Below are 21,647 nucleotides of genomic sequence, written 5' to 3'. Positions count from 1 at the left end.
GACCAGACAATGGAAACTTCACTATACGGGAACGTCGCGACCCACCACAATGCGAGGCTGGCGGCGAGTTGGGCGTTGGACATGTCCCGGGTCTGACGAGTTCGCTACAATGCGTGCTCCCTGAATACCGTCCGCACCAGGTTGGGTCCATGTCTCACTATTATCGTCTCGTCGTTTCCTGCCCCGATCGCCGCGGTATCGTGGCCCGCGTTTCCGGTTTCATCGCTGGCCACGGCGGTTCCATCACGGAAGCCAGCCAGCACTCCGACCTGGAAGGCGGGCGCTTCTTCATGCGCTACGAGATACTCGCCGACTCCATCGGCATGACCGCTGCCGAGCTGAAGGAGGCCTTCGAGCCCGTCGCCCGCGAATTCGACATGGACTGGGCGCTGCGCGATACCCGCCGTCGGCCACGGGTAGTGGTCATGGTCTCGCGCGAGTCGCACTGCCTGGTTGACCTGCTGTATCGCTGGACGGCCGGTGAGCTGGAGGGCGATATCGTCGGGGTGATCTCGAACCACGACGACATGCGCAGCATGGTCGAGTGGCACGGCTTGCCGTATTACCACGTGCCGGTTGCCGCCGACGACAAGAGCGCGGCCTTCGACGAGATGGAGCGACATGTCGAGTCTCTGGAGGCCGATACCGTGGTGCTGGCGCGCTACATGCAGATCCTGCCACCGCGGCTTTGCCAACGCTATGCCGGCAGGGTGATCAACATCCACCACAGCTTCTTGCCTTCGTTTGCCGGTGCGCGGCCCTACCACCAGGCCCACTCGCGTGGAGTCAAGCTGATCGGCGCCACCTGTCACTACGTGACCGAGGAACTGGATGCCGGGCCAATCATCGAACAGGACATACACCGCGTGAGCCACTGTCATACGCCGCAGGACCTGGTTCGCTTCGGGCGCGACGTGGAGAAGGCGGTACTGGCACGCGGCTTGCGCTGGCACCTGGAGGACCGGGTGCTGATTCATGGCAACAAGACCGTTGTCTTTGCCTGACCCGGCTGGCGGGAGCGTGGCATGACGTTTTCGGAGCCGATTCTTGCCGCGTGGCTGTTGATCGCCTGCGGACTGATCTCGCTGACGGTGGTGACTCTGGCGCTGATCCAGCGCCCCTGGCAGGCCCTGCTGGCCGATCGCGGGCTTCAGCACCGCTGGCTGGCGGCGAGTGTGGCGGTCGTGCTGTTGTGGCAGCTCAGGGCTCAGTCGGTCGACTGGCTGACGCTACATCTGATGCTGACGGCCTTGATGACACTGATCTTCAAGGCGCCGCTGGCGCTTACGACCAATCTGCTGGCCAACCTCTCGCTGGTCGTGCTGGGCAAGGCCGGCTGGCCCCTGCTGGGTGTCAACGTGCTGATCACCGGGGTGATACCGATTGCAATCACAGTGTCGATATGGCGCATCGTGGATCGCTACCTGCCCGACAATCTGATGATCTTCCTCTTCCTGTGCGGTTTCTTCGGCGCGGCGCTGGCTACCCTGGGTACCGGGCTGGCGGGCTTGGGACTGGTGATGCTCGGTGCCATCGATCCCGAGGCGGTCCATCTGGCCAAGGAGTACGCACTGTTCCTGCCGTTGTTGATGCCCTCGGAAGCCTTTCTCACCGGCATGCTGCTCAGCGTGCTGATGGTCTACCACCCCCACTGGGTCGCAACGTTCAACGACCATCGCTACATCGATACGAAGTGAGCCTATAGCGGCAGGCTGAGCTGTCGCCGCGCGTCGTCCGACACCAGCCGTACCCCGACCCCCAGCAGGCGTACCGGACGCTGGCGCCTGGCCCAGGCCTGTTCCATCAGTGAGGCGAAGGTATCGAGAGTGGGCAGGCCGCCACGGGAGTCGAGGGTGGTGAGGGAGAAGTCATCGAAGCGCACCTTGACGAAGATACCTGCGATGGGTGGGTGGCCATGGCGGGCAAGGCGCGCTTCGAGGCGTTCGCACAGCGGGGCCAGTTGGGCATGACAGTGCACCATGTCAGGCAGGTCGGCGGCGAAGGTGGTTTCCACGCTCACCGATTTACGTTCGCGCTCGACGCGCACCGGCCTGTCGTCGATGCCCCGTGCCAGCTCGAACAGGCGTCGCCCGAACTTGCCGAACTCCTGCAGCAAGCGCTCCAGGGGAATGCGCTGCAGGTCGTCGCAGGTGGCGATCTCCAGGGCCTGAAGGCGCTTGGCCGTGGCCGGTCCAACGCCATGCAGCTTGGTTACCGGGAGTTCGCGCAGGAAGTCGTCCACCTGCGAGGGGGCGATGACGGTGAGGCCGTCCGGCTTCTCCCAGTCGCTGGCGATCTTGGCCAGGAATTTCGATGGGGCAGCACCCACCGAGACGGTGATACCCACGCGCCTGAGGCTCTCCTCCTTCAGCCAGCGTGCCATCCAGGTGGCGCTGCCCGAGAAGCGGGTCACGTCGGTGACGTCGAGAAAGGCCTCGTCCAGCGACAGCGGCTCCACCAGTGGCGTCAACTCGTGAAAGATCGCCAGCAGCTGCCGCGAAGCCTCGCGATAACGATCGAAGTCGCCGGGGAGGAGGGTGAGATGTGGGCACAGGCGCAGCGCTCGCGCTGTCGGCATGGCGGAATGGATGCCGTAGGCGCGGGCAGGATAGTTGCAGGTAGCGATGACCCCACGCCCCTCGGCGCTGCCGCCGATCGCCAGCGGCACCTCACGGAGAGAGGGGTTGTCGCGCATCTCCACCGCGGCGTAGAAGCAATCGCAATCGGCATGCAGGATCTTGCGGCTCATGGTGAATTATCAGCCTGGCGGAGCTGAGCGAGCGAAGGCCAGACAAGGCAAAAATTGGCGAAAAAGCGGAGTTTGCCGTTGCAAATGAGCATTTTGAGCCAATTTTTAACGCCGTATGGCCAAGCGCAGCCAGCTCTTACCCTAGAGCTTGGCCGCTGCCGCCGCGTATTACTCCCACCCCGATTCCCTCTATCTCGAGTTCCTGGTGTCGCAGATCCACCTCGATGGGGGCGAAATCGGTGTTCTCGGCCTTCAGCACCACACGGTGCCCCTGGCGGTGGAAGCGCTTGACCGTGACCTCGTCCTCCAGGCGCGCCACCACGATTTGGCCGTCGCGTACGCGATCGGTACGATGCACGGCCAGCAGGTCACCCTCTAGGATGCCGACATCCTTCATGGACAGGCCGCGAACCTTTAGCAGGTAGTCGGCACGCGGGGTGAAGAAGTCCGGCGGCAGGGGGCAGTAGCGATCGATGTGCTCGGCGGCAAGGACGGGGCTGCCGGCGGCCACTTCGCCGATGATGGGCAGCCCCTCGCCGCTCGGTTCATTGATGACGCTATCGGCTTCCTGGGTCGGAAGGCGGATACCGCGCGAGGTGCCGCGAATCACCCGTATCACACCCTTGCGCTCCAGCGCGCGCAGATGCTCTTCGGCGGCATTGGGCGAACGGAAACCCAGTGCGCGGGCAATTTCTGCACGGGTCGGGGGGTAGCCGAGTTCGTTCATGGTCTTGACGATGAAGTCATAAACGTTCTGCTGGCGCGAGGTGAGGGGGCGTGTCATGGCGAACTCCATTGGCGTGACTGCCGTATTGGTCAAGTATACAGCATGGAAGCCCATACAGTAAAAGGCGGTGTGTGGCACCGGCACTCGTTCGTAGGATGTTTAAAACGATCTTGGACTCCTATACGTTGAGGGATAAGGCGTAATCACGTAGACTTTTGTAATGTTTAAAACAGTTGTTTCCAGTGGGGGCTGATCATGGCTCAGACCGATACCGTTACGCGCATCCTCGATACCGCCGAGGTGCTATTCGCCGAGCGCGGCTTCGCCGAGACCTCGCTACGCACCATTACCAGCAAGGCACGCGTCAATCTCGCCGCGGTCAACTATCACTTCGGCTCGAAGAAGGCGCTGATCCAGGCGGTCTTCTCGCGCTATCTCGACCCGTTTACCGTGCGCTTCCACCATGCCCTCGACGAACTCGAGGTACGTCACGCTGGCGGCGTCATTCCGCTGGAAGAACTGCTGGAAACCATGGCGCGCACCGTGCTCGAGGTGCCTGCCGAGAAGCACAGCCTCAAGGTCTTCATGAAACTGCTGGGGCTGGCCTACAGCCAGGCCCAGGGACACCTGCGCCGCCATATCCAGGAAGAGTACGGCAGCGTCTTCACCCGCTTTACCGACCTGGTACGGCGCGCCACCCCCGAGCTACCCGATGCCGAGCGGTTCTGGCGTCTGCATTTCGTTCTCGGTACGGTGATCTTTACGCTCTCCGGCCTCGACGCGCTGCGTGACATTGCCGAGAAGGACTACCACGAGCACGTCTCGGTGCGTGACTTGATACGACGCCTGCGCCCCGTGGTGGTGGCCGCCATGAACGCTCCACTGCCTCCACCTCCCGCCGTGCAGCCGGCCAAGGCGAGCTGACATGCGCACACCTCGGCTGGAAGCATTGCCGCCCCGGGATGGGCGCTGGTTCGAGGTCGATATCGGTCGCCAATGCCTCGTCCAGTGGCAGGGCGAGTGCGCGATGGCGGAGTGGCCGGTATCGACGGCGCTGGCAGGAACGGGGCAGCGCGAGGGCAGTGGATGCACGCCGCTGGGCTGGCACTACGTACGGGCGGCGATCGGAGCCGGTCAGCCGGCTGGCGCGGTGTTTCGCGGCCGACGCCCCACCGGCGAGGTGTACAGTACGGAGCTGGCCGCCGCTCATCCCGGGCGCGACTGGATATTGACCCGCATCCTGTGGCTGTGCGGGCTCGAGCGCGATGTCAATCGAGGCGGCGACGTCGACTCCCAGAGGCGCTATATCTATCTACACGGCACACCGCCGGATCAGCCGATGGGTGAGCCCCGTTCGCATGGCTGTATTCGCATGCGTGACGAGGCGCTGCTGGAAGTCTTCGCGCTGGCACTGCCGGGTACTCCCGTCTGGCTGCATGAATGACGAGATAGAGTGAATGCAGTGTGTCACGGGTGGCTGTTGCCGTACGCGGCTTTAGTCTAGAATCAGCTCCCTTTCATGCCCCAAGGACACCGATCATGACCCAGACCCTTGGCCCGGTGATGCTCGATCTGGAAGGCACCGCATTACGTAAGGACGAGCGCGCGCTGCTCGAGCGTCCCGAGGTAGGGGGCGTCATCCTGTTCGGCCGCAACGTCGAGCATGCACGGCAGGTGCGGGAGCTTTGCGACGGCATTCGGCGCGTTCGCCCGGAGTTGCTGCTGGCCATCGACCAGGAGGGCGGCCGTGTCCAGCGGCTGCGTGAAGGTGTGACGCGCCTGCCCGCCATGGGGCGGATCGGCCGGGACTATGCGGTGGCGCCGGAAGTGACCCTGAGGCTATGCCTGGATGCCGGCTGGCTCCTGGGCATGGAGATGGCGGCCTGCGGGCTCGACCTCAGCTTTGCCCCGGTGCTCGATGTCGATACCGGCATCTCCAGCGTGATTGGCGATCGCAGTTTTTCCTCCGACCCTCGGGCCGTGGCGGCCATGGCCGGCGCGTTCATCAGCGGCCTGCACGAAGCCGGCATGGCGGCGGTGGGCAAGCACTTCCCCGGCCACGGCAGCGTGGCGGCAGATTCCCACCTGGAGCTGCCGGTCGACGATCGCCCGCTCGAAGCGCTCCGCCAACACGACCTGATACCCTTTGCCGAACTCGCCTCCCGGCTCGATGGCGTCATGCCGGCCCACGTCATCTACTCCGCCTTCGATTCGCGTCCGGCGGGTTTCTCCGGCAGCTGGCTGGGCTTGCTGCGCGAGTCGCTTGGCTTCAAGGGCACCATCTTCTCCGACGATCTCGGCATGGCAGGCGCCGGCTTCGCCGGTACGCCGGGCGAGCGAGCCCTGGCGGCGCTGGATGCCGGTTGCGACATGGTGCTGGTGTGTAACGATCGCGCCGCCGCGCTCGAGGCGCTTGAAGCCTGCCAGGGGCGAACCACACGCCTGACGGCGCGCTTGCGCTACGGCCGGGCACGTCCCGACATCGAGGCGATCGAGGCCCTGGGGCGCTGGCGGCGTGTGCATGCACGCCTCGAGGCCATGGCCTCGTACTGAGCCGACCGACCCCTTACCCATTCGTTTACCTGCACTGATACGAGTCCTTCATGCCCAAGCTCGAAGTCGATTTTCACGAATCCCTGGCCACCATGCGCGACGTCATGGAGAACGCCGACTGCCTGATCAGCCATGAGGAAGTCGAGCGCGCGCTGGACCGTATGGCCGAGCAGATCTCCGCCGACCTGGGCGACAAGCTACCGGTGTTCTACTGCGTGATGAACGGCGGCCTGATCACCACCGGCCACCTGTTGACCCGTCTGGGCTTCCCACTGGAGGTCGATTACCTCCACGCCACCCGCTACCGCGGCGGCCTGCGCGGAGGGGAGCTGTTCTGGCGGGTCTCGCCCGAAATACCCATGGCCGGTCGCCACGTGGTGATCGTCGACGACATCCTCGACGAAGGCGCGACCCTGGCTGCGATACTTGCCTACTGCCGCGAGGCGGGGGCGGCCAGCATCTCCACCGCGGTGCTGGTGGACAAGCGACACGACCGCAAAGCGGTACCGGGGCTCAAGGCCGACTACTGCAGCCTCGAAGTGGTCGACCGCTACGTGTTCGGCTTCGGCATGGACTACAAGGGCTACTGGCGCAACGCGCCGGGCATCTTCGCTCCCAAAGGGCTTTGATTCATACATTCAGGAATGGGCGGTTTCTATCGTACCTCCATCTACCTGAAAATCCGCCCGAGTACGTTAAGGGCGCCTTTCGGCATGACTTTTGGGAATGCATAGGCGTCTTTTTTTCGTTTGTGGAACGGGCCAGCCGTCTGCTCTCATTGAGGTCACTTAACCTTTGACGAGTGCAGGCATTCGACATGGACTTTCCTCATATCAGCCAGGCCCTGGGTGTCGTGCACCCCATTTGCATCGAGCGGGGGCGCAATGCCGAGGTATGGGATGAGCACGGCAATCGTTACATCGACTTCGCTGGCGGCATCGGCGTACTCAACCTGGGCCATTCGCATCCCGTCATCGTCGAGGCGGTAAAGGCGCAGATCGATACGTTGATGCATTCGGCGTTCAATGCCGTGCCGCACCGCGGCTATCTGGAGGTTGCCGAAGCCTTGGCTACCTTCGTACCCGTTTCCTATCCGCTTTCCTGCATGTTGACCAACAGCGGGGCCGAAGCCACCGAAAACGCCTTGAAGGTGGCGCGTGCAGCTACCGGGCGCCAGGCGGTCATCGCCTTCGACGACGGCTTCCATGGGCGCACGCTGGCGGCGTTGAATCTCAACGGCAAGGTCAAACCCTACAAGAACCGGCTGGGCGCCTTGCCGGGCCCGGTTCATCACATCCCTTTTCCCAGTGGTGACAGCGATGTCGATGCCGACCAGGCCATGGCCGCCCTGGAGCGCCTCTTCGAGGTCGCAACGCCTGCCGATGAAGTGGCGTGCATCATCGTCGAACCGGTCCAGGGCGAGGGTGGTTTCCGCGTGCTGTGTGCCGACTTCGCCAAGCGGCTGCGTGACGTGTGCGATCGTCACGGCATCGTGCTGATCTTCGACGAGATCCAGTCGGGGTTCGGGCGAACCGGCTCGCGCTTCGCTTTCTCCCGCCTGGGGGTCGAGCCCGATCTGCTGCTGATGGGCAAGAGCATGGCCGCGGGGCTACCCCTGGCAGCGGTAGCGGGCAGGGCGGAACTCATGGATGCCGTTCCCAAGGGCGGTTTGGGCGGCACCTATTCGGGCAATGCCGTAGCCTGTGCCGCGGCGCGGGTAGTGATGGCGCTGATGAGCGAGGAAGCCTTGGCCACCTGGGGGGAACGTCAGGAGAGACTGATCGTCGAGGCTCATCGGCGCTGGCAGGCAAGCGGGCGCTTGCCGATGGTGGGGAAGCTCACCGGGATAGGAGCCATGCGCGGGATCGTCTTCGAGGATACGACCCGGGCCAGCGGTGGCGAGCATCTGGCCACGCTGCTGACGGCGGCGCGTGAGGCCGGTGTGTTGCTGATGCCGAGCGGCCGTCGGCGTAACGTGCTGCGCCTGTTGGCGCCACTCACCGCCGAGCCCGAAATCATGACGGAAGGGCTCGCATGCATCGAGCATGCCCTGGAGTCACTCATTCAATTCGATATCAAGGAGGCATGAAGGTGCCCGCGTCCCGTTTTCTCACTTCCGATGACATTCGCGAGCGTTTCGCCCGGGCCATGTCGGCCATGTACCAGGCCGAGGTGCCTCAGTACGGGACCCTGCTCGAACTGGTCGAGCGCGTGAATCGGGAAACACTGGAGACCGACCCCGCCCTGGCCGAGCGATTGGCCGCTCACGGCGAGCTGGAACGCCTCGGTGCCGAGCGCCATGGTGCCATCCGCGTGGGCACGGCACGGGAGCTGGCCGTGCTGCGCCGCCTGTTCGCGGTCATGGGCATGCATCCGGTGGGCTATTACGATCTTTCCGCAGCCGGTGTGCCGGTGCACGCCACGGCTTTCCGTCCGATCGACGATGCGGCACTGGCCCGTAACCCGTTTCGTATCTTCACCTCGCTGCTGCGCCTCGAGCTGATCGAGAGCCAGGCACTGCGTGAGCGCGCCGCCGCCATTCTGGCCCGGCGCGACATCTTCACCGACGGCTGCCGTGAGTCGATCGAACTGCACGAAGCACAGGGCGGGCTCGACGAGGAGCAGGCCGAGCGCTTCATCGCCGAGGCCCTGGAGACCTTCCGCTGGCATCGCGATGCCACGGTGGATCTGGAGACCTACGAAGCATTGCACGCCGAGCATCGCCTGATCGCCGACGTGGTCTGCTTTCGCGGGCCGCATATCAACCACCTGACGCCGCGCACGCTGGATATCGACGAGGTACAACAGCGCATGCCCGATGCCGGCATGAATCCCAAGGCGGTCATCGAAGGGCCGCCCCGTCGCGCCTGCCCGATTCTGCTGCGCCAGACCAGCTTCAAGGCCCTGGAGGAGGGGATGTGTTTTGCCGGCGAGCGGCAGGGCACGCATACCGCTCGCTTCGGTGAGGTCGAGCAGCGTGGCATGGCGCTGACCGCCAGGGGGCGTGAGCTTTACGACAGCCTGCTTGGCGAAGCACGGCACCGCACTGTCGACCTCGACAACGCGGCGCATCAGCGCGTACTCGAAGAGATCTTCGCCGACTTCCCCGATGACGAGAAGGTCCTGCGGCGCGAGGGCCTGGCGTTCTTCCACTACCGCCTCACCGAAGCCGGTGAGGCTGCCGGGCGCGTGGAGAGCGGCAACCTGGAGGAGCTGATCGAGCGTGGCCTGGTCTTGGCTCGGCCGCTGACCTATGAGGACTTCCTGCCGGTGAGTGCGGCCGGAATCTTCCAGTCGAACCTGGGCGGTGAGCACGGTGGCACCTATGCCGGTAGTGCCAATCGCGAAGCCTTCGAGCAGGCTCTCGGGGCACCGGTCGCCGACGAGCTGGCGCTGTATGCCGAGCGTGAGCGGGTTTCTCGCGAAACGGTATTGAAGGCACTGGTCGGTTGAATGGCCGCCGCTCCGAGGGAAGGAGCGAAAATGAATGAAAAAGCCGAACCAGGAGACCTGGTTCGGCTTCGTCATGCTACCGCCTGGCGTCAGGAGGGGAAGGAGAACTGCGCGCCCTCGCGGACCCCGGCCGACGGCCAGCGCTGGGTGATGGTCTTGCGCTTGGTGTAGAAGCGCACGGCATCCGGGCCATAGGCGGCCAGGTCGCCGAACAGCGAGCGCTTCCAGCCACCGAAGCTGTGGTAGGAGACCGGTACCGGCAGCGGTACGTTGATGCCGACCATGCCGACCTGAATGTTGTCGCTGAAGTAGCGGGCGGCCTCGCCGTCGCGGGTATAGATGCAGGTGCCGTTGCCGTACTCGTGATCGTCGATCAGCTTCATGGCTTCCTCCATGGAGCCTGCACGAACCACCAGCAGCACCGGGCCGAAGATCTCCTCCTGATAGCAGGTCATCTCGGGGGTCACGCGGTCGATCAGGGTGCCGCCGACATAGAAGCCGTTTTCAAAGCCCGGCACCTGCACGCCGCGGCCGTCGACCACGATCTCGGCACCCTGTGTCTCGGCGCTGTCGATGTAGCCGCAGACCTTCTCCTGGTGAGCCTTGGTGATCACCGGGCCGAAATCGTTGCCAGCGTCGGCGAAGGGGCCGACCTTGAGGCTCTGCATCTGCTCCTGCATCTTGGCGATCAGGGCGTCGGCAGCGGCGTCGCCCACGGCGACGGCCACGGACAGCGCCATGCAGCGTTCGCCCGATGAGCCGAAGGCGGCCCCAGTCAGGGAGTTGACCACGTTGTCCATGTCGGCATCGGGCATCACGATGGCGTGATTCTTGGCGCCGCCGAGGGCCTGGCAGCGCTTGCCGTTGGCGCTGGCGCGGCCGTAGATGTATTCGGCGATCGGCGTGGAGCCGACGAAGCTGACGGCCTGCACGCGCGGGTCGTCGAGCAGGGCGTCGACGGCTTCCTTGTCGCCGTTGACGACGTTCAGCACGCCGGCGGGCAGGCCCGCCTCCAGCGCCAGCTCGGCGATGAACAGCGTCGAACTCGGGTCGCGCTCGGAGGGCTTGAGCACGAAGGTGTTACCGCAGGCGATGGCCATCGGGTACATCCACAGCGGAACCATGGCCGGGAAGTTGAAGGGCGTGATACCGGCGACCACGCCCAGCGGCTGGAACTCGCTCCAGGAGTCGATGCCCGGGCCGACGTTCTTGCTGTGCTCGCCCTTGAGCAGCTCCGGCACGCCGCAGGCATACTCCACGTTTTCGATGCCGCGCTGCAGTTCGCCTTGGGCGTCGTGGACGATCTTGCCGTGCTCCTGGCCGATCAGGCGGCAGATTTCGTCGGCATGCTCTTCCAGCAACTGCTTGAAGCGGAACATGACGCGCGCGCGCTTGGCCGGCGGCGTGTTGCGCCAGGCCGGGTAGGCGGCCTGGGCGGCGGCGATGGCTTCCTCGACGGTGGCCTTGCTGGCCAGGCTGACCTGGCCGGCGACCTCGCCGGTGGAGGGATTGAAGATGTCCTGGGTGCGCCCTTCGCTGTTGATGCGTGCGCCGTTGATCAGGTGGCCGAGCGTAGTCATTGCATTACCTCTAGATGAAACGAGTGTCTGTTGTATTCAGTCGAGTTCGCCGAGGGTCTCACCCAGTACATTCACGAGCCGGTCGATCTCGTCGCGCTCGACGATGAAGGGCAGGCCGAGCTGGATGGTATCGCCGCCGTAGCGCACGTAGAAGCCCTTCTCCCAGCACTTCATGGCGATCTCGAAGGGGCGCCGGGCCGGCTCGCCGGGGTAGCTCTCGATCTGCAAGGCGCCGGCGAGCCCGTAGTTGCGAATGTCGCTGATATAGCGAGTGCCCTTGAGGCCGTGCAGCGAGGCTTCGAACACTGGGCTCATCTCACGCACGCGATCGATCAGGCGGTCGTTCTCGAGCACGTCCAGGGCCGCCAGCGCCGCGGCACAGGCCACCGGGTGGCCCGAATAGGTGTAGCCGTGGGGTAGCTCGAGCATGTAGTCGGGGCCGCCCTGATCCATGAAGGTCTGGTAGATCTCGCCCTGCACGATTACCGCGCCCATCGGAACTGCGCCGTTGGTCAGCTGCTTGGCCACGTTCATGATGTCCGGCACCACGCCGAACTCCTCGGCGCCGGTCATGGCGCCCATGCGGCCGAAGCCGGTGATGACCTCGTCGAAGATCAGCAGGATGTCATGCGCATCGCAGATCTCGCGCAGCCGCTGCAGGTAGCCCTTGGGCGGCGGGATCACGCCGGCCGACCCGGCCAGGGGCTCGACGATCACCGCGGCGATGTTGGAAGCATCGTGCAGGGCGATCAGCTCCAGCAGCTCCTCGGCCTTTTCGGCGCCGCGCTCGGGCATGCCTTTGGTGAAGGCATTCTCGGCAAGCAGGGTGTGGGGCAGGTGGTCGGCATCGACGCCCTGGCCGAACAGTACGCGGTTGGCACCGATGCCACCCAGGCTGATTCCGCCGAAGTTGACGCCGTGATAGCCCTTGGCTCGGCCGATCAGTTTGGTCTTGGTTGGCTTGCCTTTCTTGCGCCAGTAGGCGCGGGCGATCTTCAGCGAGGTGTCGGCGCTCTCCGAGCCGGAGCCGGTGAAGAACACGTAGTCGAGCCCCTGCGGGGTCAGCCCGCGAATGCGGTGGGCCAGCTCGAAGGCCTTGGGGTGGCCATACTGGAAGGCCGGGGCGTAATCCAGCTGCTGCAGCTGCCGGGCCACGGCCTCGGTGATCTCGGGCCGGCCATGGCCGGCGCCGCAGGTCCACAGGCCGGAAAGGGCGTCGAAGACGCGGCGACCGTCGGCATCGGTGAAGTAGCTACCCTCGGCGCCCACGATGATCCGCGGGTCACGCTTGAATTGACGGTTGCCGGTATAGGGCATCCAGTAGGCGTCCAACTGCTCCTGGCTCAGGCCAGCGCGCAGAGTCTCTCGAACTGTCATGGCAGCACCCTCTATTGGCATTGCTGTTATTGATTCTATGCAAGCAGGCTAGTCCGGGTCGGTGCTAAGTTAAATCCAGATGTTTTTAATTTCATGCAAGCCATTGCTTAACTTTCTTCCCCGGCGGCGATACTCTCGAAGCCGAACGTCATGAAGGAAGGGAAACGCCATGTCACGCCGCAAGGAGGCCCTGTCGGCCCAGCCCAGCGATGCCGATCTGCGCCTGCTGAAGATCTACCGCAAGGTGGTCGAATGCGGCGGCTTTTCCGCCGCCGAAGTGGAGCTGAACATCAGTCGGGCCGCCATCAGCATGGCGATGAACGATCTCGAGACGCGGCTCGGCCTGCGGCTATGTCAGCGTGGGCGTAGTGGCTTCTCGCTGACCGACGAGGGCGCGGAGGTCTATGAAGCCACCATGCAGCTGCTGGCCGCGGTGGAGGGGTTTCGCACCCGGGTCAATGGCTTGCATGCCTGGCTCAAGGGCGAACTCAACATCGGCATCACCGACAACCTGGTGACCATGCCCCAGATGCACATCACCAATGCCCTCAGTGCGCTCAAGGAGCGCGGCCCGGACGTGCGCATCAACATCCGCATGATTCCACCCAGCGACATCGAGCTGGCCGTACTGGACGGCCGCCTGCATACCGGGGTGATCCCGGCGCTCAAGACCTTGCCGGGGCTTGATTATCTCTCGCTGTATGCGGAGACCTCGCAGCTCTACTGCGCCTCCGAGCATCCCCTGTTCGATAGCGAAGCAGTGACCGAGCGGCAACTGGCGAACTGCGACGCCGTGGTGCCCGCTTATGCCCAGACGGCGGAGGTCAAGGCATTGCATGAGCCGCTCAGGGCCGCTGCCTCGGCGACGGACCGGGAGGGCATCGCCTTTCTCATTCTCTCCAATCGCTATATCGGCTACCTGCCGACCCACTATGCCGAGCGCTGGGTGGGCAGTGGCAGGATGCGCGCCCTGAACCCAGAGCGCTGGCACTACCTCACCCACTACAGCGCCATCACTCGCAAGGGAGCGCCGCCCAACCTGGTGCTGGAAACCTACCTCGAGGAACTCCGCCACATGGTCGGTGAGTGAAGGTGGCAGAGTGTGATGGCAATCGACGTGAAACCCAGCAGGCATGGCCTGCTGGGTTTTTGGCATGGCCCCGGTCGACGCCGGGGCGCTGACTCAACTTGCCCGTGGCGCTGGGGCGGTGCTTGCGGAAGCCTCGCCAGCGGCGCCCAGGTCGGTCGCGATGGCCTCGCCCTGTTCCTGCCAGAGCTGGCGCTCTTCCTCGGTGGCCCGCGGTGAGAACAGGCCGGCCTGCGCATAGATCAGGCCGATTACCGGCGACAGCCAGCAGGCGAAGGCCAGCGGGATGTAGAGCAGGTTCTCGACGTTGCCATCGGCGATACCGAGGGCCAGGGCGCTGATCACGAAGGCACCGCCGGCGTTCCAGGGAATCAGGGGCGAGATGAGCGTGCCGCCTTCCTCGATGGCGCGCGACAGGTTCAGAGTCGAATAGCCCATGCCACGGTAGGTGGGGGCATACATGCGGCCGGGCAGGGCGATCGAAAGGTAGGGGTCGCCGGCGACCAGGTTGGTGGAAACCGAGGTCAGTACGGCCGATGTCTGCAGTCCGGCGAAGCTACGCACCTTGGTCATGATGGCGCGGATGATCGCCTCCAGGCAGCCGGTCTTCTCCAGCGCACCGCCAAAGCCCAGCGCGATGAGCACCAGCGAGATGGTCCACATCATCGACTGGATGCCGCCGCGGTTGAGCAGGCTGTCCATGGCCGCGATGCCGGTATCGATCGAGTAACCGCTGTTGGCATAGGTCAGCACGTCATGCACGCCGACCCCTTGCACGAGCATGGCGGTGATCGCACCGGCCAGGGCTCCGGCGAACAGTGACGGGATGGGCGGCATGCGCTTGACCGCCAGCACGATGACCAGCACCGCCGGCAGCAGCAGCCAGGCGGAGATGGTGAAGTTCGCCTGCAGTGCCGAGGTGATGGCGTCGATCCGCTCGAAGGAGGCGGAGTTGTCGTCGATCAGGGCGAAGCCGGCACCGAGATAGATGGCGAAGGCAATCAGCATGGCCGGGACCGTCGTCGGCATCATGTTCTTGATATGCGAGAAGATATCGGTGCCGGTGACCGCCGGGGCGAGGTTGGTGGTATCCGACAGCGGCGAGACCTTGTCGCCGAAGAAGGCGCCCGAGACCACCGCGCCGGCGGTCCAGTACATCGGAATGTCGAAGCCGGCGCCGATGCCCATCAGGGCCAGGCCGACCGTGCCGACGGTGCCCCAGGAAGTACCCAGTGCCAGCGAGACGATCGAGCACAACAGCATGGCTGCGGCCAGGAAGATGGTCGGCGAAAGGATCGTCAGGCCGTAGTAGATCAGGGTCGGCACGGTGCCGCTGGCGATCCATACGCCGATGATCATGCCGACGCAGATCAGCACGGAGACGGAGGGCAGCGACACGTGGATGACGTGGAAGATGCCTTCTTCGATCTGTTTCCAGCGAAAGCCGAGCTTGACGCCTACCAGCGCCGTGATGGCCAGGCCGATGGCCAGGGGGATATGGGGCGTGAAATCGCCGAAGTAGAACAGCTGCACTGCCAGTACCAGCAGTGTCAGAACGACGGGAGTCAGAGCCAGCGCCAAACTTGGCTGCTGGTACTGGATGGGCGTTGAACTTTTCATATTAACTTTACCTTGGGACAAATGTGCGTTGTTCTTGGTTTGCTTATTAATCGATAAGCACTACGCAGATTCCCAACCCTCATCGCCATGGGCAGGCGGCTGGGCCGATCACTGGGTTCGCTCCTGAAGTCGTCTTGGGCTCACCTCCTCGGTTCGTTGTCGTCTTGTTATCTCGAGTACCGTCCATCAGGGCTAATTGTTGGCCATTTTCGATAGGAATTGGCTCCAAATAACGCTAAATTGTTTTACCTTTGTCCTTAAAAACAAATATGAGTAGGTAATATGGCTACTAAGCTGGACCGCATAGACCGTCGGATCCTGAACCAGCTGCAGGAGAACGGGCGTCTTTCCATCGTGGAGCTTGCCAGCCGGGTCAATCTGACCAAGACGCCGTGTGCACAGCGGGTTCGCCGGCTCGAGCAGGCCGGCATCATCCGCGGCTACCGTGCCGACCTCGATCCTGAGCAGTTGGGGGCGGGCCACGTGCTGGTGGTGCTGGTGACGATGGAAAAGACCAGCGAAGACGCCCTGGACCGTTTCAACGAAGCCGTGCGCCTCATCCCCGAAGTGCAGGGCTGCTACATGGTGGCAGGGAATTTCGACTACTTGCTCAAAGTGAGAACCCACGACATCACTCATTACCGCGCCGTACTCGTGCAGCAGATTGGCCGGTTGCCGAATGTTCATCAGACGCACTCCTTCGTGGTGATGGAACTCGTCAAGGATGAAGTCACGGTGCCGGTTCCCATCGACGTCTTTCCTTGAGCGGTAGAAGTGCGAGCACCGGCTGGCTCGGTCTCTTTCCGGTGTCTCGCCAGAGGCAGTGTCCCACTTAGATCAGTACCCGCAGGCACTGCCCGGTGTGGTAGAGCGTAAAACCTCCTTCGTAACTGGAACTGCGCAGCGATCTGGCGCGTATCGGCTTGGGGGAGCGGATCGGCAGAGGCAGGGCGTCGTCATCCCCGGTGATCAGGTACTGGGCAAAGCCCTTGCCCACCACGGTGCCGGTGGTGATGCCGCGACCGTTGTACCCCGAGACTCCCAAGACGCCAGGGGCGAGTTCGAAAAGGCGCAGCGTATGGTCGGGCGTGAAACCGATTCGCCCGCTCCAGCTACACTCCCACTCGACGTTTCCCAACTGGGGGAAATAGTGGCGCTGGATGCGATTGGCCCAGCAGCGCAGGAAGGCGGCGGGCTTGCCGTCTCCCTTGCCCAGGCTGCCGAGGATCAAGCGGCCCTCGGCGTCGCGGCGCATGCTGCTCAGTACCATGCGGGTGTCCCAGGCGCCCTGGCGCTCGGGCAGGATGTCGCCGGCTAGTTCCTCGGGTAGCGGCCGGGAGGCGACCTGGAAAAAATAGCCGGGAAAGAAGTGGTGGCGGATATCGTTCCAGCGATCCTCGGTGTAGGCGTTGGTCGCAAGTACCAGGCGGCGGGCCTTGACGCTGCCATGGGTGCTGGTGACCCACCAATCTTCACCTGCTCGGCTGACCCCGGTGGCGGCGCTGTATGTGTAGAGGCGTGCGCCGGCTGCCTTGGCGGCACGCGCCAGGCCGCGGGTATAGGCGGTGGGATTCAGCGTGCCGGCTCGGTAGTCGAGGAGGGCACGGCGGATGCGCTGGGTGCCTACGAGCCGCTGGCAGTCATCTGCCTCGAGCAGTTCCACCGGGGCGCCGCGTCGCTGAAGCTGTTCCGCGCGGCGTGCCAGCTCCTGACCGCCTTTGCCATTGTGGGCCAGATGCAACGTGCCGGTGCGGGTCGCCTGGCATTCGATTCCATGCCGCTCGATCAGCGAGAAGACGACCGCTGGCGCGCCGCCGAGGATCGTGTTGGCACGCTCGCCGACCTCCTCGCCAAGCACCTCGAGGATGTCATCCGGCGGGATCCACAAGCCCGCGTTGACCAGCCCGACGTTGCGCCCCGAAGCGCCACTGGGCACGTCGCCCGACTCGATCAGGGTCACGCTGACGCCGGCCTCGGCCAGGTGCAGGGCGGTGCTGAGCCCGGTGATGCCACCACCGATCACCAGCACATCGGTAGTGTGATCGCCCTGCAGCTTGCTCAGGCCGAGGGACGGCTCCGGTGAGGTATCGTGCCAGAGACAGCGTTCCTTCATGGTGCCTCCCGTACTTGGAGCGGTTGGGAAGGCCTCGGCGAGCCGCTGCGCCGAGGCCGGGTGACGCTGCATCGGTCAATCGAACTTGATGCCCTGGGCGAGGGGGAGCTCCCGGGAGTAGTTCACGGTGTTGGTCTGGCGACGCATGTAGCTCTTCCACACGTCGGAGCCCGATTCGCGGCCGCCGCCGGTTTCCTTCTCGCCACCGAAGGCGCCGCCAATCTCCGCCCCGCTGGGGCCGATGTTGACGTTGGCGATACCGCAATCGCTGCCCACCGCGGAGACGAAGGTCTCGGCTTCACGCACGTCGGTGGTGAAGATGCAGGAAGAGAGTCCCTGGGGCACGTCATTGTTCAGCGCGATGGCCTCACCGAGTTCTTCGTAGCCGATGACGTAGAGAATCGGCGCGAAGGTTTCGTGCCGCACCAAGTCACTCTGGCCGTCGACTTCGACGATGGCCGGCGCTACGTAGTAACCCTCAGGGTACTGCTCGGCGAGCTGGCGCTGACCGCCGAATACCGTGGCACCCTGTTCGCGGGCCTGGGTCAGCACCTGCTGCATGGTGTCGAAGGCCTGGCGGTCGATCAGCGGACCGATCAGATTGCCCTCCAACGGGTCGCCAATGCTGATGCCGGCATAGGCCTGCTTGAGGCGGGCCACGACATCCTCCTTGATGGAGCGATGCACGACCAGGCGGCGCAGGGTGGTACAGCGCTGGCCGGCGGTACCCACCGCCGAGAAGAGAATGGCGCGCACGGCCATGTCCAGATCGGCGCTGGGCGTCAGGATCATGGCGTTGTTGCCGCCCAGTTCGAGAATGCTGCGGCCGAAGCGAGAGGCGACGCGTGGACCTACCTCGCGGCCCATGCGGGTGCTGCCGGTGGCGCTGATCAGGGGCACCCGAGGATCGTCGGTCAGCTGTTCGCCGGCGGCACGCTCGCCGGTGATCACCTGGCTGAGGTGCTGCGGCGCATCGTCGCCGAACTCGGCCATGGCGCGCTCGAGCAGCGCCTGGCAGGCAAGGGCCGTGAGCGGCGTCTTTTCGGAGGGTTTCCACAGCAGACTGTCGCCGCATACCAGCGCCAGCGCCGCATTCCAGGCCCAGGGTGCGACCGGAAAGTTGAAGGCGGTGATCAGCCCCACCGGGCCGAGTGGGTGCCAGCTCTCGCGCATGTGGTGGCCGGGTCGCTCGGAGGCGATGGTGAGACCGTAGAGCTGGCGCGACTGACCCACGGCCAGGTCGCAGATATCGATCATCTCCTGCACCTCGCCGAGCCCCTCCTGGAGGATCTTGCCGCACTCCCAGGTCACCAGGGCGCCAAGGTCCTCCTTGTGACGGCGCAGCTGTTCGCCGAACAGGCGCACCAGTTCGCCGCGGCGCGGGGCGGGCACCTGACGCCAGGCCTCGAAGGCCTGCTGGGCGTTGGCGATGGCCGTGTCGACTTCATCGGGGGTAGCGATGCGCACGCGACCGATTTCGCTGCCATCGATGGGAGTGGAGACCACGATCTCACCGTGCTGGTACTGTTCGGGCGCCACGCCGAGACGTTGCATCAGGGATTCGATCATTCTTTCTCCTATCGTTATCATCAATGAATGTCATGGCACCAAGTATTGCTAGCGTCGGCAAGCGGCAACAAGCGATGATTACGACATATATCATTCCTTAATTTCATGCTGTGTAGGCTACATGAGTCGACGACACCTCCCTTCACTGGCCGGGCTGCAATGTTTCGAAGCAGCGGCCCGTCATTTGAGCTTCACCCGTGCGGCGGACGAGCTGAGTCTGACCCAGAGCGCCGTGAGCAAGCAGGTCGCCCAGTTGGAATCGATCCTGAAGCACCCGCTGTTCCGGCGGATCCGCCGACGCCTGCATCTCACACCCGAAGGGGCGATCTACCTGAGCGAGGCGCGCAAGATCCTCGCCCAGGTGGAGATGTCGACGCGCTACATGCAGTCCTATGGCGGTGAGGCCGACGTGCTCAATGTCGCGACCCTACCCACCTTCGGGGCGCGCTGGCTGATACCGCGGCTCAACGGCTTCCGCTTTCGGCATCCGAACATCAACCTCAACATCAGCAATCGCGTCGAGCCGTTCGACATGCAGCAGGAACGGGTAGAGGTGGCGTTCTTCTTCGGCCATGGGGCCTGGCCCAAGGCTGAGTGCATCAAGCTGCTCGACGAGGAAATCGTGCCGGTCTGCTCGCCGCAGGCGCTGGAGGGGATGAGCGTGGGCGAGCCCTTGGCCCTGACCAAGCTGGTGCTGTTGCAGAGCGCCACCCGGCCGGAAGCCTGGCACGACTGGTTCGATGCCCAGGACCAGTACACCGAGCACAGCTACCATGGGCCGCGCTTCGATACCTTTTATATGGCGCTGCGGGCGGCACAGGCCGGTTGCGGCGTGGCATTGGTGCCGCGCTTCCTCGCCCAGGAGGAGATCGACGAGGGCAAGCTGGTGGTTCCCTGGTCCTTCAGCCTGAAGAGCCGGGATGCCTACTATATGGCCTATCCCGAGCACATGGCCGATCTCTACAAGGTGCGGGCCTTCATCGACTGGATCGGAGAGCGCATTGCTTGAAGCCGTAAACGGGAAGCGCCCCTGGCGGAGCAGGGGCGCGGTGACGGTCAGGCAGGTGTGGAGTCGCTACGTGTTCAGGCCAGGCCCAGCTCGTGGGTGGCTTCCTCGCGCATCTTGAACTTCTGGATCTTGCCGGTGACGGTCATCGGGAACTCGTCGACGAATTTCACGTAGCGCGGAATCTTGTAGTGAGCGATCTTGCCCTTGCAGAATTCCTTGAGTTCGTCGGCGTTGAGCTGCTGCCCGTCCGCCAGCTTGACCCAGGCCATGACTTCCTCGCCGTACTTCTCGTCGGGCACGCCGATCACCTGCACGTCGGAAATGGCCGGATGGGTGTAGAGGAAATCCTCGATCTCTCGCGGATAGATGTTCTCGCCGCCGCGGATGATCATGTCCTTGATGCGGCCGACGATGGCCACATAGCCTTCCTCGTCCATGGTGGCGAGATCGCCGGTATGCATCCAGCCGGCGTCGTCGATGGACTTGGCGGTGGCCTCCTCGTTGTTCCAGTAGCCGAGCATCACACTGTAGCCGCGGGTGCACAGCTCGCCCGTTTCGCCGCGTGGCACCACGGCGCCGGTTTCGGGGTTGACCAGCTTGACCTCCAGGTGAGGGTGGATGGTGCCCACCGTGGTCACCCGCTTCTCCAGCGGGGCGTCGATCTGGGTCTGGAAACTCACCGGGCTGGTCTCGGTCATGCCGTAGCAGATGGTAACGTCCTCCATGTGCATCTTTTCGATGACCTTGCGCATCACCTCGATGGGGCAGATCGAGCCCGCCATGATGCCGGTGCGCAGGGTGGAGAGGTCGTACTGGGCGAAGTTGGGGTGCTCCAGCTCGGCGATGAACATGGTCGGTACGCCGTAAAGCGCCGTGGCTTTTTCATCGGAAACGGCCTTGAGCGTGGCTTCCGGCTCGAAGCCGTCGCCGGGGTAGATCATGGTGGCGCCGTGGGTCATGCAGCCCAGGTTGCCCATCACCATGCCGAAGCAGTGGTAGAGCGGCACCGGGATCACCAGGCGATCCTTTTCGGTAAAGCCCATGGTGCGGGCGACGAAGAAGCCGTTGTTGAGAATATTGTGGTGGGAGAGGGTTGCCCCCTTGGGTGCCCCGGTAGTGCCCGAGGTGTACTGGATGTTGATCGGCTCGTCGAACTGCAACGTGGCCTGGATCTCGGCCAACTGCTCCTCCGAGACTTCGTCGGCGTGGGCCAGCATGCTCTGCCAACTGTACATGCCGCTCAGCGCAAGGCCGGCGTCGAGGCACACCACGCGCTTGAGTTCGGGAAGCTTGGCGGCAGAAAAATTGTCAGGTGCGTCGTCGCGCAGCTCGGGCGCCAGCTCGGCGAGGGTGGCTACGTAGTCGGAGGTCTTGAATCGGCCCTGCAGGATCAGCGTCGAGGTGCCGGACTGCTTGAGGGCGTACTCCAGCTCGTGAGTACGGTAGCTGGGGTTGATGTTGACCAGGATGGCGCCGATCTTGGCGGTGGCGAACTGGGTGATGGCCCACTCGGCGCAGTTGGGCGACCAGATGCCCACCCGATCCCCCTTCTGCACGCCCAGAGCGAGCATGGCACGGGCCGCTTGGTTGACCGCCTGCTGCAGCTCCTTCCAGGTGTAGCGCAGGCCCTGGTGCAGGCTCAGCAGGGCTTCGCCGTCGGCAAAGCGCGCCACCGTATCGTCGAAGCAATCGCCAATGGTTTGCCCCTTCAGCGGCGTGTCGCTGATGCCGCTGACGTAACTGTTCGGGGCGCGTGTTTGAAGTGCTTGGCGTGTCATCGTGTTACCCGTCTTGTTGTGGCAGTTTGCGG

General features: G+C 64.1%; 19 protein-coding genes. 11 read left to right on the top strand and 8 right to left on the bottom strand.

Annotation, left to right across the window (positions count from 1 at the left end; genetic code table 11):
* The first annotated feature begins 149 nt into the window (after window positions 1-149).
* Window positions 150-1,004 carry a formyltetrahydrofolate deformylase gene (purU, locus tag ACUY1T_RS02200; protein ID WP_446020083.1) on the top strand — a complete coding sequence of 285 codons (855 nt, stop codon included), beginning with the start codon at window positions 150-152 and terminating at the stop codon, window positions 1,002-1,004.
* Window positions 1,005-1,025: 21 nt separating this feature from the next.
* Window positions 1,026-1,697 carry an energy-coupling factor ABC transporter permease gene (locus tag ACUY1T_RS02195; RefSeq protein ID WP_446020082.1) on the top strand — a complete coding sequence of 224 codons (672 nt, stop codon included), beginning with the start codon at window positions 1,026-1,028 and terminating at the stop codon, window positions 1,695-1,697.
* Between the two features lie 2 nt (window positions 1,698-1,699).
* On the opposite strand, the gene dinB is transcribed toward ACUY1T_RS02195, so the two are convergent.
* Both dinB and lexA read right to left on the bottom strand, forming a co-directional pair.
* Window positions 1,700-2,749 (bottom strand): DNA polymerase IV, encoded by a 1,050-nt coding sequence (gene dinB, locus ACUY1T_RS02190; RefSeq protein WP_446020080.1) that lies wholly within the window; start codon window positions 2,747-2,749, stop codon window positions 1,700-1,702.
* A 136-nt stretch (window positions 2,750-2,885) separates the two neighbouring features.
* Window positions 2,886-3,533 carry a transcriptional repressor LexA gene (lexA, locus tag ACUY1T_RS02185; protein ID WP_446020079.1) on the bottom strand — a complete coding sequence of 216 codons (648 nt, stop codon included), beginning with the start codon at window positions 3,531-3,533 and terminating at the stop codon, window positions 2,886-2,888.
* Between the two features lie 198 nt (window positions 3,534-3,731).
* Here lexA and ACUY1T_RS02180 point away from each other — a divergent pair, with 198 nt between their 5' ends.
* From ACUY1T_RS02180 to hglS, 6 genes are all read left to right on the top strand, one after another.
* Entirely contained in the window at window positions 3,732-4,400 is a 669-nt protein-coding gene (locus ACUY1T_RS02180) for a TetR/AcrR family transcriptional regulator (protein WP_446020078.1), read from the top strand.
* Between the two features lies 1 nt (window position 4,401).
* A complete protein-coding gene (locus tag ACUY1T_RS02175; RefSeq protein WP_446020077.1) occupies window positions 4,402-4,920 on the top strand; it encodes a L,D-transpeptidase family protein in 519 nt (172 codons plus the stop codon).
* A gap of 95 nt (window positions 4,921-5,015) precedes the next feature.
* Window positions 5,016-6,029: a beta-N-acetylhexosaminidase gene (gene nagZ, locus ACUY1T_RS02170; protein ID WP_446020076.1), complete on the top strand. Its 1,014-nt coding sequence runs from the start codon at window positions 5,016-5,018 to the stop codon at window positions 6,027-6,029.
* 50 nt (window positions 6,030-6,079) lie between these two features.
* Window positions 6,080-6,658, top strand: coding sequence for a hypoxanthine-guanine phosphoribosyltransferase (locus ACUY1T_RS02165; protein ID WP_446020075.1), 579 nt, complete (start codon window positions 6,080-6,082; stop codon window positions 6,656-6,658).
* A gap of 188 nt (window positions 6,659-6,846) precedes the next feature.
* On the top strand, window positions 6,847-8,118 hold the full coding sequence (locus tag ACUY1T_RS02160) for a 2-aminoadipate transaminase (RefSeq protein ID WP_446020074.1): 1,272 nt from the start codon (window positions 6,847-6,849) through the stop codon (window positions 8,116-8,118).
* A gap of 2 nt (window positions 8,119-8,120) precedes the next feature.
* Entirely contained in the window at window positions 8,121-9,482 is a 1,362-nt protein-coding gene (hglS, locus tag ACUY1T_RS02155) for a 2-oxoadipate dioxygenase/decarboxylase HglS (RefSeq protein ID WP_446020073.1), read from the top strand.
* Between the two features lie 89 nt (window positions 9,483-9,571).
* On the opposite strand, the gene ACUY1T_RS02150 is transcribed toward hglS, so the two are convergent.
* Together ACUY1T_RS02150 and ACUY1T_RS02145 are read right to left on the bottom strand one after the other, a co-directional pair.
* The gene (locus ACUY1T_RS02150; RefSeq protein WP_263583740.1) at window positions 9,572-11,062 is read right to left on the bottom strand and encodes a CoA-acylating methylmalonate-semialdehyde dehydrogenase; all 1,491 of its coding nucleotides are present in this window, start codon (window positions 11,060-11,062) and stop codon (window positions 9,572-9,574) included.
* A 36-nt stretch (window positions 11,063-11,098) separates the two neighbouring features.
* Window positions 11,099-12,439: an aminotransferase class III-fold pyridoxal phosphate-dependent enzyme gene (locus ACUY1T_RS02145; protein ID WP_446020071.1), complete on the bottom strand. Its 1,341-nt coding sequence runs from the start codon at window positions 12,437-12,439 to the stop codon at window positions 11,099-11,101.
* A 169-nt stretch (window positions 12,440-12,608) separates the two neighbouring features.
* Between ACUY1T_RS02145 and ACUY1T_RS02140 the strand changes: the two genes are divergently transcribed.
* A complete protein-coding gene (locus ACUY1T_RS02140) occupies window positions 12,609-13,529 on the top strand; it encodes a LysR family transcriptional regulator (RefSeq protein ID WP_446020070.1) in 921 nt (306 codons plus the stop codon).
* A 93-nt stretch (window positions 13,530-13,622) separates the two neighbouring features.
* On the opposite strand, the gene nhaC is transcribed toward ACUY1T_RS02140, so the two are convergent.
* A complete protein-coding gene (nhaC, locus tag ACUY1T_RS02135) occupies window positions 13,623-15,146 on the bottom strand; it encodes a Na+/H+ antiporter NhaC (protein WP_446020069.1) in 1,524 nt (507 codons plus the stop codon).
* A gap of 282 nt (window positions 15,147-15,428) precedes the next feature.
* Here nhaC and ACUY1T_RS02130 point away from each other — a divergent pair, with 282 nt between their 5' ends.
* Window positions 15,429-15,911 carry an Lrp/AsnC family transcriptional regulator gene (locus ACUY1T_RS02130; protein ID WP_446020068.1) on the top strand — a complete coding sequence of 161 codons (483 nt, stop codon included), beginning with the start codon at window positions 15,429-15,431 and terminating at the stop codon, window positions 15,909-15,911.
* Between the two features lie 67 nt (window positions 15,912-15,978).
* On the opposite strand, the gene amaA is transcribed toward ACUY1T_RS02130, so the two are convergent.
* Complete coding sequence (gene amaA / locus ACUY1T_RS02125; protein WP_446020067.1) at window positions 15,979-17,259, bottom strand: L-pipecolate oxidase; 1,281 nt, start codon at window positions 17,257-17,259, stop codon at window positions 15,979-15,981.
* 75 nt (window positions 17,260-17,334) lie between these two features.
* Complete coding sequence (amaB, locus tag ACUY1T_RS02120) at window positions 17,335-18,828, bottom strand: L-piperidine-6-carboxylate dehydrogenase (protein WP_446020066.1); 1,494 nt, start codon at window positions 18,826-18,828, stop codon at window positions 17,335-17,337.
* 121 nt (window positions 18,829-18,949) lie between these two features.
* Here amaB and gcvA point away from each other — a divergent pair, with 121 nt between their 5' ends.
* Window positions 18,950-19,837: a transcriptional regulator GcvA gene (gene gcvA / locus ACUY1T_RS02115; RefSeq protein WP_446020065.1), complete on the top strand. Its 888-nt coding sequence runs from the start codon at window positions 18,950-18,952 to the stop codon at window positions 19,835-19,837.
* A 74-nt stretch (window positions 19,838-19,911) separates the two neighbouring features.
* Here the strand turns inward: gcvA and ACUY1T_RS02110 are convergent, their stop codons facing one another.
* Window positions 19,912-21,615: an AMP-binding protein gene (locus tag ACUY1T_RS02110; RefSeq protein ID WP_446020064.1), complete on the bottom strand. Its 1,704-nt coding sequence runs from the start codon at window positions 21,613-21,615 to the stop codon at window positions 19,912-19,914.
* Between the last annotated feature and the right edge of the window lie 32 nt (window positions 21,616-21,647).

The organism is Billgrantia sp. Q4P2 (genome assembly GCF_052806135.1).
Note: the sequence above shows the minus strand (reverse complement) of the source record. Positions and strands in the feature narration are given on the sequence as shown.